A 15,571-nucleotide genomic window follows, 5' to 3' on the forward strand; every position below is an offset into this window, starting at 1 on the left:
CTCCTATCCTACACGGTGCATGCTCAAGAAAATATCAGCATGTTGTGCACGGATTTCAACACCTAGTTCTTTACCTTGAGTCGTCAAAGCCTCTTGGATAGCTGTAAGATTTTTCATATCTTCAGACTTGGTTTCACACATCATAATCATATTGAAAACACCATCAAGGATGGTCTGATTAATGGACATAATATTTACACCGTAGTTAGCGAGTACGGTACTAACCCCAGCAATGATACCAACGCGGTCTACGCCGACAACGGTAACAACTAATTTCATAACATCACCTTCTCTAAGCACTACAAACTATATAGCCAGTAAAGGGCATTCAATAAACTATATTAATATATTATAACACATTTATTATTTTTCATGAGTGAAATCTTTATGAGTTTTCTAGTGAAAACAATATGTTATACTTCGTCAGACAAAGCACTTGTCACAATCTCTTCACCAGCAGTTAACAATGCGATAAGACCTTTGTCACCTTTATAGCTTTCACCATAAATTTTATATAAATCTTCAGTGCCAGATGGGCGTGCTACAAACCAGCCTGTTTCCGTTTCCACACGAACACCATTGATAGGCATATCTTTATACAGAGAAGTAGTGCGAACATTAGTAATCGCATTACCATCTACTTCGGTAGCCGTAATGGAGCTTGCATTTAATTGTTTCAACTTAGCCTTGGCCACCTTTGTACAAGGCGCATCAATACGACCAAATCGTGGATCCCCACAGCCTTCCACAATATTGTTATATAGTCTCTCAACAGTTGCGCCCATTACAGCGTACATCTCCATTGCTAAGAGAGCCATAATCATACCATCTTTATCTGTGGTCCATACGGTACCATCTTTTTTAAGGAAGGATGCACCAGCAGATTCTTCGCCTCCAATGCCAATTTCCCCATCGAATAATAGAGAGCTAAAGTATTTAAAGCCTACCGGAACTTCATACACAGGAATTTCTTTAACGGATGCCCACTTATCAATCATGGTTGTACAAACAACCGTTTTGCCTACCCCTTTATCCTTCCAACCACGGGTTGTGAATAGATAATCGGCAGCGGCTACGAGGAATGCATTTGGTGAAGCAAGCCCTTCTGCACTAACAACACCATAACGATCATAATCGGGATCGTTACCAACAGCCAAATCGTAATTACCAATTTGCTTGATAACATCGGCCATAGCGTATTCGGAGGAACAATCCATGCGGACCTTACCATCATGGTCATACGTCATAAAGCTAAAAGTTGGATCATATTCATCATTGATAATATCCATGTTGAGATTATAGCGCTCTTTAATAGCTCGCCAATAACCTAGTCCACTACCGCCGAGGGCATTAACGAGGACCTTAGGTTTTGCACTTTGTATTGCCTCCATATTAATAATAGAAGACAGTTCTTCTACGTACAGGCCTTTATAGTCATACGGAACTTGTTGATCAGGTTCAATATTGTCGATACTAATACGTTTGAACCCTTCTAATTCACAATATGCACGAACATATTCATTAGCACGGGTTTCAATCCATTTTGTAACGAGAGTATCCGCCGGGCCGCCATTAGTAGCGTTATACTTGATGCCACCGTTATCTGGAGGATTATGAGATGGCGTAATCACGATACCATCCGCTTTATCATCATGGCTTTCATTATAACGAATAATGGCACGAGATATAGATGGTGTCGGCACAAAATCCATATCGGAATCAACCATTGCCGTTACACCATTGCCAGCAAGGACCTCTAGAACCGTCACAAGGGCTGGCTGAGATAAAGCATGTGTATCTTGACCGACAAAAATCGGACCTGTAGCGCCGAATTGACCACGGCCATCACAAATAGCCTGTGTAATAGCGGCCACATGTAAATCTGTAAACGTACTATTTAAAGATGTACCGCGATGGCCAGATGTGCCAAAGGATACGAGTTGTGTCGGATCTGTAATATCCGGAGTATTATCAAAATATGCATCCACAAGGGTTTGCACATCGATAATATCTTGTTCTTGTACAGGCGTACCTGCTAATTTGTGAGTCATAGAAACCTCTAATCTTATCTTGAGGGCAAGCCCTCTCATTTTACAACCTTGATATTCAATCAATTACATTAAATTATTTTCAAAATGTATGTATCATTCATAAAATATTATATTTACGCATAATTAATATAAGATGACAACAGCCAGAGATTTATCATAATTCTTTATTTTTATCTGTTACAACTATTTTCATCTATTACAACATTATTGTTCGCTTCGGTAGTTATATCTTGTGATTTTAGCTGTTTAGATATTTCCGCAGGAACAATAGGTTGAGTAAAACCTTGACCGATAACCTCTTGGGCATCAGTAATCAAGATAAACACATTTGGGTCCGCTTCTTGAATAACCTCTTTCAATTTATTTACCTGCAGCAAGTTGACTGCAACCATCACAATTTGCTTAGGCGTCCGTGTATAGGCACCAATACCATTAATAATAGTGGCACCACGACCAACCTTATTGATAATACACTCACATACTTCATCGGTGCGATAGGTAATGATAAAAGCAACTTTACGTTGATTAAACCCGATTACCACCTTATTTGTAATAATAGTATACACATACACACTGATAAGAGTTACAGCTACCGCTTCAAGTCCAACAACGCCGACAGCAACTAAGAGGATGGCACAGTTGATAGCGCTATTAATGGACCCCATTTGAAGGCCATAATATTTGCGAACGATAAGTGCAATTGGATCAAGTCCCCCTGTATTACCACCTACACGGTAGACGATACCAAGCCCTAGTCCAGTTGTGATACCTGCCATCATAGAACTGAGTAGTGGATCCTTAATGATCATGTCATATTGCAAGAAACTAAACAGATCAATCATCCACGATAACATGAGCGTACCATACAAGGTATTAAGCACTACGCGTTTACCAAGCCACTTCCAAGCAGCCCAAAATATAGGGACGTTCAAAATAACGTTCCAAGAACCAACGGATAATCCCGTTAGATAATACAAAATCAACCCTACCCCACTAATACCAGTACTAACCAGTTTGTGAGGTAGTACAAAGGCATCTAAACCAGCACCAAAAATTGCACAACCAATAGCAACTATGACACATTGATAGACAACATCTTTATACTTGGCGAACATAGCTCCCTCCAAATTGCCATTTCACTATAAATATTCTATAATGAACTAATTAAAACATACGCTGTTTACAATGCTTTTAATAATCAAACAACAGGTATATACAAAATCATCATAAACCACTTAATGGTTATTTTCAATCACTTTATAACAGTATAAAATAAACATATAAACTGCATATATTTTGTACATTACAAACGAGGCTATTATGAGTAAAAGTTTTGAGCAACTCGGTTGCAGCAAAATTAATATTGGGCTTGCTATTACAGGCAAGCGTGACGATGGATACCACGACATCGATTCTATATTTCAATCGATTCGCCTTAGTGATTCTATTTATTTCGCTAAGCATCATTCCGTAGTATTTTCTGGTGGCGCTCCCGAATTGCCTGACTACATGCAAAAACTCGTAAGCTATGGAGAAGATAATCTCGCGCTCAAAGCGTTACGCGCCATACAGGCCTATACGGGTTGTAAAGCCGGTGCCGCCATCCACCTATTAAAACGCGTCCCTATTCAAGCGGGTCTTGGTGGCGGTAGTGCAGACGCAGCAGCCATGTTATTAGGTCTCAACCGCTTTTGGGACTTACGCCTCACACAAGAGGAACTTTTAAATATTGGTGCCTCACTAGGATCTGATGTGCCGTTCCTACTACAAGGTGGTACCGCTCGCGGAACTGGTCGTGGCGAAGTGTTAACCTATAGCCAATCGCCAGAGGCACATTGGCTATTACTAGTAAAGCCAAAGGTATCTATTTCTACAGCGGTTGCTTATGGTCGCTTCAACGGTAAATCTAAGGCCACCGCAAAAACAATCGATACCGTTCTGAATCATCTTCAGAATAATGATTTACAATCTGCTTTTACTAGTAGCGCTAATACTTTCGAAGAATTATTATTCCCAGATCACGAAGAACTAGGAATATGTAAGGAGTTTTTCACTAGCCGTGGTTACCCAACCATCATGACAGGAAGCGGTCCTACGATGGTAGTATTACTTAACAAACCTATGGAAGCCTTACAATTACAAGAAGAGATTAAAGCAGCTGGTCATGATTGGCTGTCACTCATTACTAAAACATGTACACAGGAGGACTTAGTATGACAAAACGGTTACAACCTATACGACTCGATGCGTATAAACCACTAAGAGAAGTGGTAAGTGAAACATTGCGTCAAGCCATCCAAGATGGGGTGTTAAAACCTGGGGAGCGCCTCATGGAAATTCCCCTTGCCGAAGAGTTAGGTGTAAGTCGTACCCCCATTCGTGAAGCCATACGTAAACTTGAACTAGAAGGCTTTGTCGTTATGGTTCCTCGTCGCGGTACCTACGTTGCCAACATATCTTTAAAGGATATTACGCAAGTATTTGAAATCCGTTCTGCCCTGGAAGAACTTGCGGCAGGCCTTGCAGCAGAACGCATTACAGAAGAGGAAATCGAAACGCTGGAGAGAATGCTTGTAGAAATCGGCGATCATATGGAAAACAAAAATATGGAATCCGTTGTGGCTGCGGACGTAGAATTCCACGAAGTCCTCTACCGCGCATCTCGTAATGAAAGATTGGCGGATATTGTTCACAATTTGCGAGAACAAACCTACCGCTTCCGTAGTTTTTCTATGAACCAACCAGGTCGTCTTAGAAAAACTTGGGAGGAACATCGTCAATTAGTGGAAGCCATCGCCTCTCACAATGCCGCACAAGCTCGTAAACTAGCTCGAATTCACATGGAACATTCTGAACAAACCTTGTTGCAAGGAATGGAAGAGTCACAAGAATTTACTAAGGCATAAAAAACATCCTACAAAATACTATATAAAGCAAAATCCTTCCTATTTGTGAAGGATTTTTGTTTTACATAGTCTATAGAAATTGATACAATATCATTGATTATTATGAAATATGGATTTTTTTATAAGAAAGGGAGTTTTTATGGAAGCAATGCTTAATGATGCTATATCTACCATAAACGGTTATTTATGGAGTTATTTCATCATTTTTATTCTTATCGGCGCAGGCCTCTTCTTTACGATGACAACGAATTTTGTACAAATTCGCATGATTAAAGAAATGATTCGCCTCGTAATTAACGGCGCAGGTAGCTCTACAGAAAAGAACCATGTATCCTCATTTCAAGCATTCTGTGTTAGTACCGCATCTCGTGTAGGTGTTGGTAACATCGCAGGTATAGCTATTGCCGTTGTACTTGGTGGCCCTGGTGCTATTTTCTGGATGTGGGTTATCGCACTCATCGGTGCTGCCACTGGCTTCATCGAATCTACATTAGCACAAATCTACAAAGAACCTGTTGCTAAGGGCGGTTTCTATGGCGGACCAGCTTACTATATTCGGTATGGTCTAAACAACAAGGCATTATCTGTTCTATTTGCTATTTTAATCAGTATTACCTATGGTTGGATTTACAATTCTGTACAAGCCAATACTTTGGCTGCATCTCTCCAGGTATTCAACCTTGATGTGTCCTATACAGGCGCTGTAGTAGCAGTCCTTCTTGGTATTATCATATTCGGTGGTATCAACCGCGTTGCAAAAGCATCTGAAATCATTGTTCCTATCATGGCGATTCTATACATTGCTACTGCATTATTTGTGGTAATTATGAATATCACCCAATTCCCACATGTAATCTATACTATTTTCTCCTCCGCATTCGAGCCTGTTGCAGCAGGTGGTGGCTTATTAGGTGCTACTGTTATGAATGGTATCAAACGGGGACTCTTCTCTAACGAAGCCGGTGAAGGTTCTGTTCCAAACGCAGCCGCTACGGCAGCTGTTAACCACCCTGTGGAACAAGGTCTTGTACAAGCATTCGGCGTATTCCTTGATACATTCATCATTTGTACAGCTTCTGCTTTCATCGTACTCATCGTAGGTGATTACAGCACTACAGGTCTAACAGGTATTGCTCTTGTACAACATAACCTAGCTCAACAACTTGGTTCTTGGGCGCCTACAGCCGTAGCCATTTTCATCGTTATGTTCTCCTTTAGTTCCTTAATTGGTAACTATTACTACGGTGAAATCAATATCAGCCACTTAACAAACAAACGATTCTACCTACATTTGTTCCGTATTGGCGTAATTCTTATGACATTTGTTGGCTCTGTTGCCTCTCTAGATCTCGTATGGAATCTAGCCGATTTATTCATGGCTTTCTTAGTATTAACTAATGTAAGTTCCATCGTACGCATGGGCCGCACAGCAGGTCTTGCCCTTGACGACTATATCAAACAACGCAAAGCAGGTATTGAAACGCCTGTATTTAACCGTTCCATCCTAAATCACACATATGGCATCGTATGGTGGGGCGATGGTCAAACTACAGACTCCTCCGTACCTCCTACTCCGATTGAAGATACAGTAGAAAAATAAAATATATTGACCTATGAGGCTGGTGAAAGTATCTTTCACCAGTCTTTTTCGTATAATCTTTAAAATACTTTATTAATACATACAGATGGGTCTATATTCTTCGGAATATAGATTTTTATTTTTTGTAAAAGTATCCATTTTCATAGATAAGACTATCCTCCACCAAGAGATTTTAAAGTGACAGATATCACAGTAACCATCTATATTTTTCCTACTTTTAAAGGTCAAAAACTATAGAATATATTTATAAAAATATAAAGGGTATTCTATTTATAATGTCGAATACTTAAGTATGTGAAAAATTAGCACTAATTAATTTACTCTGTTATCCGGGAGGTAATTATGAGCGGTTATAACCCATATGAAAACATGTTAAACACATTAGACGTAGCAGCTGAAAAGCTCGGCTATACTCGTAGTGAATACGAAGTATTGCGTCACCCAGAACGGGAACTAAAAGTAGCAGTTCCTCTTCAACTAGACAATGGCGAAGTTCGCGTATACGAAGGCTATCGATGCCAACATTCCACATTGCGTGGTAGTGCTAAGGGCGGTCTTCGCTTCCATCCAGATTCCGACGAAAATGAAGTGCGTGCACTTGCGGCATGGATGACTATTAAAAACGCTATCGCTAACATTCCTTATGGCGGTGGTAAAGGGGGCATTAAAGTCGATCCAAAAACTTTAAACCCTCGTGAGTTAGAACGCTTAACTCGTAACTTCGTACGCCGTATTGCACCTATCATTGGTGTTAATACTGACGTTCCTGCACCAGACGTAAATACGAATGCCCAAATCATGAGCTGGATTGCTGACGAATACAGCACATTAAAAGGCGAATGGAGCCCAGGTATCGTTACAGGTAAACCAATCGAAGTAGGCGGTTCCTTAGGCCGTAATGAAGCGACTGGTCGCGGTTGTCTCATCGCATTGCAAAGCTATCTTGCTAAGAAAAACTTAGATATTAAAAACCTTACAGTTGCAGTTCAAGGCTTTGGTAACGTAGGTTCCGTAGGTGCTCGTCTCATTGCACAAGCAGGTGCAAAAGTTGTGGCTATCGGCGACGTAAGTGTTAACATCTACAATCCTAACGGTCTCGATGTTGAAAAAGCATACGAATATGCTAACTCCCACGGTCGTTCCCTAGAAGGTTACAGCGAACCAGGCATGACTACAATTGGACCGCAAGAGTTATTGGCTCAACCAGTTGATGTATTGTACATGGCAGCCCTTGAGAACCAATTAAACAAAGACAACATGGAAAATATCCAAGCTAAGATCATCTTGGAAGGCGCTAACGGCCCTACTACTAATGATGCGGATAAATACTTCTATGAAAAGGGCATCGATATCATTCCTGACGTGCTTGCCAATGGCGGTGGCGTAGTTGTATCCTACTATGAATGGGTACAAAATAAAGCAAGCTTCTACTGGACTGAAGAAGAGGTTAATGAAAGATTAACTAAAAATATGCAAAATAGCTTCGAAGCTGTTTGGGAAATGCAACATAAATACAATGTACCTCCTCGTCAAGCAGCGTACATGGTTGCTCTTGAACGACTCGTAGTTGAAACTAAATGGCGTGGCTACAACTGTTAAACTCCTATACCTCCATACATGTTAGCCATGAAAAAGGCGTAAGCTTAATGTGAGCTTACGCCTTTTTATCTACCTATATACATAATCGAAACATCTCTTATGGTTCAAGTATTTACTTAGTTATGCCGATGAAAGCACTTATTATTTAAAAGCATCTAATAAAGCAGCCACACTAGGACGGCTCATCAAAGCTTTCACCAATACAGAACCAAGAATAGATGGAATAGTTTGACCCACGATAAGGTTCAATACTAATGGCCAGTACGGTAGGCCAAGTAATGGGCTGAGCCACAATGGCACACATAGTGCAGGCACAAAGACAATAGGAAGCGTTGCCCACCAAGCACTAAGGCCAAGCTTGCGCATGCCTACGATGATGCCTGTCGTTACTACACCGACACCAAAGCCCCCTATCATATCGAAGATACCAAGACCGCCGAATAGGAAGTTAGAAATGAGGTTGCCAATCCCCATGGGAATTACCAAGAACGGAAAGGCATAAGCAAGTGCATATAATGATGTTGCTATACGAATTTGATACGCCCCGAAAGAAACGCTTTGCGTTATATACAATACAACGATGTACAATGCCACAACCATGGCAGAAATAGTCAATTTGCGTGTAGAAATCATAACACTCACCTCCTCAAAATAAAAAAGCATGGCAAAACTACCATGCTTACAATGCTTATGAATTTCCGTAGTTTTGTTTAGAGACAGGATGGTTTCAAACTGTCTTATTTAGTTGTCGCCTTTAGGCAGTACTAATATATCATATATCTAATATTTTCGCAATTAATTGGGGTTAAGGCGGACTTGTATGATCATCTACGATTAGTATCAAGATTGTAAGGTGGGGGTGGTGAAAGATACCTTTCCTCATCGCTCCACTGGCGAACCGGTCATCGGCCGAGGGCCTCGACCTGCCAAAGTCGCTCTTTGAAAAGGTATCTCCCACCACATCAAATTAAACAAATCAACGTTTATCACAATACTAGTGACGTAAAAGTCCGCCTTGAGTCAAATGAACACTCTAACCAATTAGAATATATGCAAAGTAGTCGCCCAAAGGCGACTACTAATTTAAGCCAGTTTCAGTAGAAGTATATAGAGATAGCTACTTTTACAATGCTGGGTCTTCGACACCGTTGGCGTGGAAGGCTTTGGCTCTGTCGATGCAGGTGCCACAGTGTCCGCATGGTTTGTCTCCGCCTTCGTAGCAGGACCAAGTGAGGTGGTATGGTACGCCGAGGCGTAGGCCTTCTTTTACGATGTCTGCTTTATTAGAGTTAATAAAGGGTGCTTCTAAGGAGCATTCTTTCCCAGATCCTTCAAATATGGCGTCGCCCATGGATTTGTAGAATTGTTCTGTACAGTCAGGGTATGCATTGCCCGCCGCATCATCACTGTGAGCACCGTAGTAGATATAGCCGCAGTCTAAAGATAGTGCCAAGGATGCTGCCGCGGATAGGAATAAGCCATTTCTAAACGGTACATAAGTGCTTACCGTACCTTCACCTTTTGCATCTTGTTGTTCTTTGTAGGAACCTTGCGGAATATCTTCACTAGATTGTACTAATAAAGAGCAGTTACTAAAGGCAAATAGCTTAGCAACATCCATCGTTTTACCTTCCATACCATAGTACTCTAAAATAGCTATAGCAGCCTCTAATTCTTTACTATGTTTTTGACCATATTGAATCGATAAGGGTACCACATTATCTTTGCCAAATCGTTCAATAGCAAGGGCTAAACACGTAGTACTATCTACACCTCCGCTAAATAGAACGACAGCTTTTTGTTTTTGAGCCATAGTATCTCCTTTTCTATCACAACAGCCTCATCCGTAGATGAGGCTGTACTTTTACATTCACTAAAATTTTATAGATCAATAACCAATTCTACTGGACAGTGATCGGAGCCAAAGATTTGTTGATGAATCTTCGCTTCTTGGATTTTATCATCAAGGCGTTTAGATGTGATGAAATAGTCAATTCTCCATCCTGTATTCCGTTCACGAGCTTTCCCCATATAGGACCACCAGCTGTATTGTTCAATAGCATCTGGATAAAGGTGACGGAATGTATCTGTAAAACCTGCCCCTAAGAGTTCTGTCATCTTTGCACGTTCTTCATCGGAGAAGCCTGCATTTTTACGGTTCGTCTTAGGATTTTTTAGGTCGATTTCTTGATGGGCTACATTGAGATCACCACATAGGATGACAGGCTTTTTCTTATCTAATTCAAGTAGATAATTACGGAATGCATCTTCCCAAGTCATACGATAATCAAGGCGAGCTAATTCACGTTGGCTATTCGGTGTATAACAGCATACCAAATAGAAATTATCGTATTCAGCAGTGATAACACGACCCTCTTGATCGTGTTCTTCAATACCGATGCCATTCGTTACGGACAATGGCTTAATACGCGTGAATACAGCCGTGCCACTATAGCCTTTCTTAACTGCACTATTCCAATATTGCTCATACCCTGGCAACTCCAAAGAAATTTGATCGGGTTGCAATTTTGTTTCTTGCAGGCAGAAAATATCTGCATCTAATTCATTAAAGGATTCCATGAATCCCTTTGTTACAGCGGCGCGGAGGCCGTTTACATTCCAAGAAATTAATTTCAATTCTTACTCCTTTATAATACTTCTTTATAATACTTCGCATCAATCTAATAATATTCACCGTATTTAACTTGGTGAAAGTCTCTTTCACATAGAATATACATCAAGTTTTTGCTTAACGTAAGCTAATTTAAGGATTATATTTTAGCAATACTACTGCTTTTTATGTTTCTTAGCATGCCTTGCTTCTGCACGAGCCTTGCGGGCATTTTCATTTGCTTTAAGATCGCTTTCACGTTTCTCACGAAAATAGTTAGCCACCGCCGACAAGATAAGAATCACTAATACAGTTACATTAAACATACCAGGTCCAAAGGTATAGATGTGATAACACAAATAACCAAAGGCAACGACTGTTAGTAATTGTTTTAATAGATTCATTCGCCCTCCTAAGTTAGTTTAATGTTTCTACACCTGTACTAAGCGGGAAGCCTTCATACGTTACCCAATCACTAGAACTACCAACATATAAAGCAGATTCAAGGCCTACTTCACTCATGGTTAACAACGCATTGCAGGCAGTCACACCAGACCCACAGTACGTTACAACTGGCCTATTTTGGTAGATTTCGTTGTAATACTCAGCCTCTAAATCTTTCAAGGATTTAGGACCATCTACGGTATAACCACTTTCATAAAAATGATTAACAGCCCCAGGAATATGTCCTGTCATGCCATCCATCGTATCCACTTGAGATCCATCATAACGGAATGGCGCACGAGCATCGATGATAACATGATCTCCGCTTTCACTAGCCTTGAGCACCTCATCGCGACTCATAACCATATCCGTTTGCAACTCATAGTTAAAAATAGACGGTTTAGCAGGTAACGGGGTCGGCTCTTTAGTTAGGAGATGGCCCTCTCGAACCCAGCGTTCAATACCACCAGATAAAACGCGTACATCTATTAAGCCCATGTAACGTAACGTCCACCAAAGACGGCCCGCTAAGAATAGCCACGAATCATATACTACAACCTTTGAGTTACGAGTGATGCCATAAGACTCAAAGGTATGAGCTAACTGTTCCATATCTGGCAATGGATGACGTCCACCATGCTCGCCTAAAGGACCAGTCAAATCCTTGTCTAAATCTACCGCATAAGCCCCCTTAATATGGCCTTTTTTATAATCTTGATACCCTCTAGCATCTAAAACGATGACCTCATCGAGACAAGCTAATAATTCTTTAGGAGTGATAAAATTTGACATATTGTACTCCTTTCTTTGATTATATCGAAAAATACAAATCTTTTAATATTATTATATACGACTATAACCGGATATACAATTTATTTTGGTATAGTGAAAGTTATTTATTCTTGCCATGTAACAACTAGAGTAAACATAAAAAGCCCCTATCCTAGATAGGGACTTTTAGGTAATTCAATGTTAAGCTTATAAACGTCTATACATTTCATCTACCGCATCAATATCAGCAGGTAACCAATCTACAGAATATAAGGTTTCTTTAGATAGCCATTTAGCAGCTTCATGTTCTACTAAGGTAATATTAGAATCATTTTTCAACGAACATAAATAACAGTGCATTGTTAAATCAAATTTTTCATAACCGGAATATTCGATAGTAATAATATGCTCTTGAATATTAATATCAGCTTCTAGTTCTTCTTTGATTTCTCTAATAAGAGCTACTTCATGGGGTTCACCAGGTTCAATTTTGCCACCCGGAAATTCCCAACCATCTTTTAAATCACCATATCCACGCTGAGTTGCTAATATGGTATTATCCTTTTTTATAATAGCTGCTACAACTTCAATGTGTTTTCGTTGTTCACTCATAAATATCCTTATCCATTAACAATATAATCATAAATATCATCCCGTACAGGTACTTCGAGTACATATTCTAACTCTACCGCCGCAGTACCATTAACCATAGAAATTTCTTTAGCATTTTCCTGACCAGTAGAATGAATCGGTCCCAAATAATAAAACTCTTTAGACTCTTCATCATCCTTGTTTTTTCTCACAAACAAATGCATAGCAACACCTAGTTCATCAGCATTAAACGCGGTTTGTACATCATCAGAAGCAAAGGTTCTCTTATTTTTAGAAATAGCTTTTAGTAATCCTGGATTCTCAAATCTATCCTCATATTTAATGGTATCTTGAATATTATCTGCTTTATGATAATTAATAAAAACGGGATATGTCTTTGTTTCTTTATGGAATTTATAACCCCCAATGTTGAGAGGAACTTCGTTTTGAGGCCACTCTAATAATTGGCAAACCTGTTCATACGTATATTTTTCATATAATGCAAATGGTGTATTACCATAAATATTATCTTTGTACTTATCATTGAACTGCTTCAATCCATAAGCAATAAGCTCTTGAACTTGTTCCTTAAAATTATTATCCTCTAAAGCCTGTTTAAAGATTCGAGATATACCATATCTACCATTGGAAAATTCAATAAATTCACTATCGGCAAATGTCTTTTGTGCTACTTGAACACCAAATTGATTTGTCATCATATTGATGAGATTAACACGTCCATATTCCGATAGGTCTACATTATAACTATCAAATAGCTCTTCGGAAACATAATTAATCACATCATCACGACCATCTAGTAATGCTTGCAACAATAGAAGCTCTCTTACACGTATACCGGTCGTTAATTTCTGAGATATAAAATGTAGCATTCTCTCCTGAACCGGTGTAAAGGATATATCATAGTCCTTATCCTTAACCTTTATCAAGAAATGATGATAGGACTTAAATTTACTAAAAATTCTACTAACATCAATCGAACCATGATCGGCAAAATCAGAAATTTTAGGAATACGACCTAATTTGAAGCGTAAATTAAAATAGGCTTCTTTAATTAATTTCATATCGGAAAATCTTGCCGTATCAATAGATTCATAAATGCGTTGTTTTGCAATTTTATCAAAATGTACAGTTGATGTACCTGGAATAATACGATTGCCAGCTTGTACATAACGACGCAATGTATCTTTGTTATAGCTCCTATCACCAGATAAGGCTAATGGAATCATAAAATTATTTGTATAATTTCCAATGAAATCCAAGATAACTACATATTCTTTATCTTCAAATTTACGAAGACCACGTCCAAGTTGTTGAATAAAGATTATAGGGCTTTCCGTTTGACGTAGCATAATAACTTGATTAATTTCTGGAATATCAACACCTTCATTGAAGATATCTACGGTAAAGATATAGTCTAGCTGTTCATCAATACGACCTTGGTACTCTCCTGTGCCAGTTAATCGAGCAATTGCTTTCTCCCTAATTTCTTGACTGTCTTCACCAGTTAAACATATCGTACGATAAATACCACGCTCATTAAAAGCATTAGACAGCTCTTTTGCCTCAACTCGATTACTACAAAATACTAAGCCCTTTACACGACTACCACTATGTCCAAAATAGCGAATCTTTTCTATAATTTTATCTACCCGCTCTTTTGTAGACAAGTTTGAAAAGGATACCTCCATATCAGAAATATCTTCTTGAGTATCTACCCATAAATCACTAATACCAAAATAATGAAATGGACATAATAAATCTTCTTCTAAAGCCTGTTGTAATCGAATTTCGTAAATAATATTATGGTCAAACAATTCATATAAATCATAACCATCTGTACGTTCCGGGCTAGCTGTCATTCCCAATAAAAATTGAGGATCAAAGTAATCAATGATGCGTTGGTAACTATCTGAACCTGCACGATGCACTTCGTCAATAATAATACAGTCAAATTCCTTTGGATCATACTGTTTCATTACATCATTACGGCCCATCATTTGCATCGTAGAGAATACATGAGTCGCATTATAGTATTTAGCATTCCCAGAAACCAAACCAAATGTAATGGATGGATCATTATAAATCCGCTCAAAGCTGGCAATCGCTTGTTTTGCAATTTGCTCCCGATGTACTAAAAATAATATTCTTTTAGGCTTCATTTCTCTCATAGCAAAAGCCGCCGCATAGGTTTTGCCGGTACCCGTAGCAGAAATCAAAAGGCCTCTTTTAGCATTATTAGCCCTTAGTTCATTGAAGTTAGCAATAAACTGTTGTTGCATACTATTGGGCTCTAGTTGACCCAAATCTATTTTTCTAAATTGCTCTGCTACAGTCTTTTGTGAAGCGCGCTCTGGCCGTACCCATCTTGGTTTATACCAAGGAATAAAATCTTCATAGGGAATAGAAAATTTTGAATTCCAATATAAGTCAAATTCTTCCGTAATTTCTCGAGCATAGGTATCACTGCAATGAGCTTCAGAGCGAGTATTCCATTCACGATTTTTCTTTAATGCATTAATAGTTAAATTAGAACTACCAACTATTATCTGATAAGATTCATCTTTTCTAAAAATGTAGCCTTTTGTATGGAATCCATGACCACTACCTTGCGTGGTACAATACACTTTTAACTCAATATTATTTAAACTTCCTAAATCTTCCAAAACTTGTGGACTATTAAAACCAAGATAATCTGTCGTTAACACACGACCACGAACACCACGATCCTCTAATTCCTTTAAGATTGGCTTTAACGTCAACAAACCTTCTGATGTAATAAAAGCTACAGATATTAAAAACTCATCACAACTGCGTAATCCGTCCTCAATGGCAGATAGCACATTACGCCCTTCCCCATTAGCAATAAGTTCCGAAGATGTAGCAAAATTGATTAAATGATTCGATTCTGACATAACGAACTCCCCATATAATGAATACTATACTTGCTATTATACCAGCCACAGCTGCAACGTCTAGA

The 15,571-nt window shown here is 39.1% G+C and carries 14 protein-coding genes; 4 read left to right on the plus strand and 10 right to left on the minus strand.

Annotation, left to right across the window (positions count from 1 at the left end; genetic code table 11):
- Positions 1-3 precede the first annotated feature (3 nt).
- The 3 genes from B1A77_RS00990 to B1A77_RS01000 form a co-directional block, all read right to left on the minus strand.
- Positions 4-279 (minus strand): ACT domain-containing protein, encoded by a 276-nt coding sequence (locus B1A77_RS00990; RefSeq protein WP_004695058.1) that lies wholly within the window; start codon positions 277-279, stop codon positions 4-6.
- A 134-nt stretch (positions 280-413) separates the two neighbouring features.
- Complete coding sequence (locus B1A77_RS00995; RefSeq protein ID WP_077707636.1) at positions 414-2,051, minus strand: phosphoglucomutase; 1,638 nt, start codon at positions 2,049-2,051, stop codon at positions 414-416.
- A gap of 170 nt (positions 2,052-2,221) precedes the next feature.
- Positions 2,222-3,166, minus strand: a complete 945-nt coding sequence (locus tag B1A77_RS01000; RefSeq protein WP_012864796.1) for a YitT family protein — start codon at positions 3,164-3,166, stop codon at positions 2,222-2,224.
- Between the two features lie 205 nt (positions 3,167-3,371).
- Here B1A77_RS01000 and ispE point away from each other — a divergent pair, with 205 nt between their 5' ends.
- The 4 genes from ispE (at position 3,372) to B1A77_RS01020 (ending at position 8,156) form a co-directional block, all read left to right on the plus strand.
- Positions 3,372-4,268 (plus strand): 4-(cytidine 5'-diphospho)-2-C-methyl-D-erythritol kinase, encoded by an 897-nt coding sequence (ispE, locus tag B1A77_RS01005; protein WP_077707637.1) that lies wholly within the window; start codon positions 3,372-3,374, stop codon positions 4,266-4,268.
- Positions 4,265-4,957 (plus strand): GntR family transcriptional regulator, encoded by a 693-nt coding sequence (locus B1A77_RS01010; RefSeq protein ID WP_004697535.1) that lies wholly within the window; start codon positions 4,265-4,267, stop codon positions 4,955-4,957. The genes ispE and B1A77_RS01010 overlap by 4 nt, the downstream gene beginning before the upstream one ends.
- A gap of 139 nt (positions 4,958-5,096) precedes the next feature.
- Entirely contained in the window at positions 5,097-6,557 is a 1,461-nt protein-coding gene (locus tag B1A77_RS01015) for an alanine/glycine:cation symporter family protein (protein ID WP_077707638.1), read from the plus strand.
- A gap of 342 nt (positions 6,558-6,899) precedes the next feature.
- Positions 6,900-8,156: a Glu/Leu/Phe/Val family dehydrogenase gene (locus B1A77_RS01020; RefSeq protein WP_008602423.1), complete on the plus strand. Its 1,257-nt coding sequence runs from the start codon at positions 6,900-6,902 to the stop codon at positions 8,154-8,156.
- Between the two features lie 141 nt (positions 8,157-8,297).
- On the opposite strand, the gene B1A77_RS01025 is transcribed toward B1A77_RS01020, so the two are convergent.
- The 7 genes from B1A77_RS01025 to B1A77_RS01055 form a co-directional block, all read right to left on the minus strand.
- Positions 8,298-8,789 (minus strand): QueT transporter family protein, encoded by a 492-nt coding sequence (locus tag B1A77_RS01025; protein WP_077707639.1) that lies wholly within the window; start codon positions 8,787-8,789, stop codon positions 8,298-8,300.
- Between the two features lie 490 nt (positions 8,790-9,279).
- On the minus strand, positions 9,280-9,969 hold the full coding sequence (queC, locus tag B1A77_RS01030) for a 7-cyano-7-deazaguanine synthase QueC (protein ID WP_024061589.1): 690 nt from the start codon (positions 9,967-9,969) through the stop codon (positions 9,280-9,282).
- Between the two features lie 68 nt (positions 9,970-10,037).
- Complete coding sequence (locus B1A77_RS01035; protein WP_004695049.1) at positions 10,038-10,793, minus strand: exodeoxyribonuclease III; 756 nt, start codon at positions 10,791-10,793, stop codon at positions 10,038-10,040.
- A 150-nt stretch (positions 10,794-10,943) separates the two neighbouring features.
- Positions 10,944-11,171, minus strand: coding sequence for a hypothetical protein (locus B1A77_RS01040; protein WP_004695048.1), 228 nt, complete (start codon positions 11,169-11,171; stop codon positions 10,944-10,946).
- A gap of 13 nt (positions 11,172-11,184) precedes the next feature.
- Complete coding sequence (locus B1A77_RS01045; protein ID WP_077707640.1) at positions 11,185-12,003, minus strand: sulfurtransferase; 819 nt, start codon at positions 12,001-12,003, stop codon at positions 11,185-11,187.
- 186 nt (positions 12,004-12,189) lie between these two features.
- Positions 12,190-12,594 (minus strand): (deoxy)nucleoside triphosphate pyrophosphohydrolase, encoded by a 405-nt coding sequence (locus B1A77_RS01050; RefSeq protein ID WP_024061591.1) that lies wholly within the window; start codon positions 12,592-12,594, stop codon positions 12,190-12,192.
- 8 nt (positions 12,595-12,602) lie between these two features.
- On the minus strand, positions 12,603-15,506 hold the full coding sequence (locus B1A77_RS01055) for a DEAD/DEAH box helicase (protein WP_024061592.1): 2,904 nt from the start codon (positions 15,504-15,506) through the stop codon (positions 12,603-12,605).
- Positions 15,507-15,571: the final 65 nt, after the last annotated feature.

The sequence above is a fragment of the Veillonella parvula genome (genome assembly GCF_002005185.1).
GTDB classification, from domain to species: Bacteria; Bacillota; Negativicutes; order Veillonellales; family Veillonellaceae; genus Veillonella; species Veillonella parvula_M.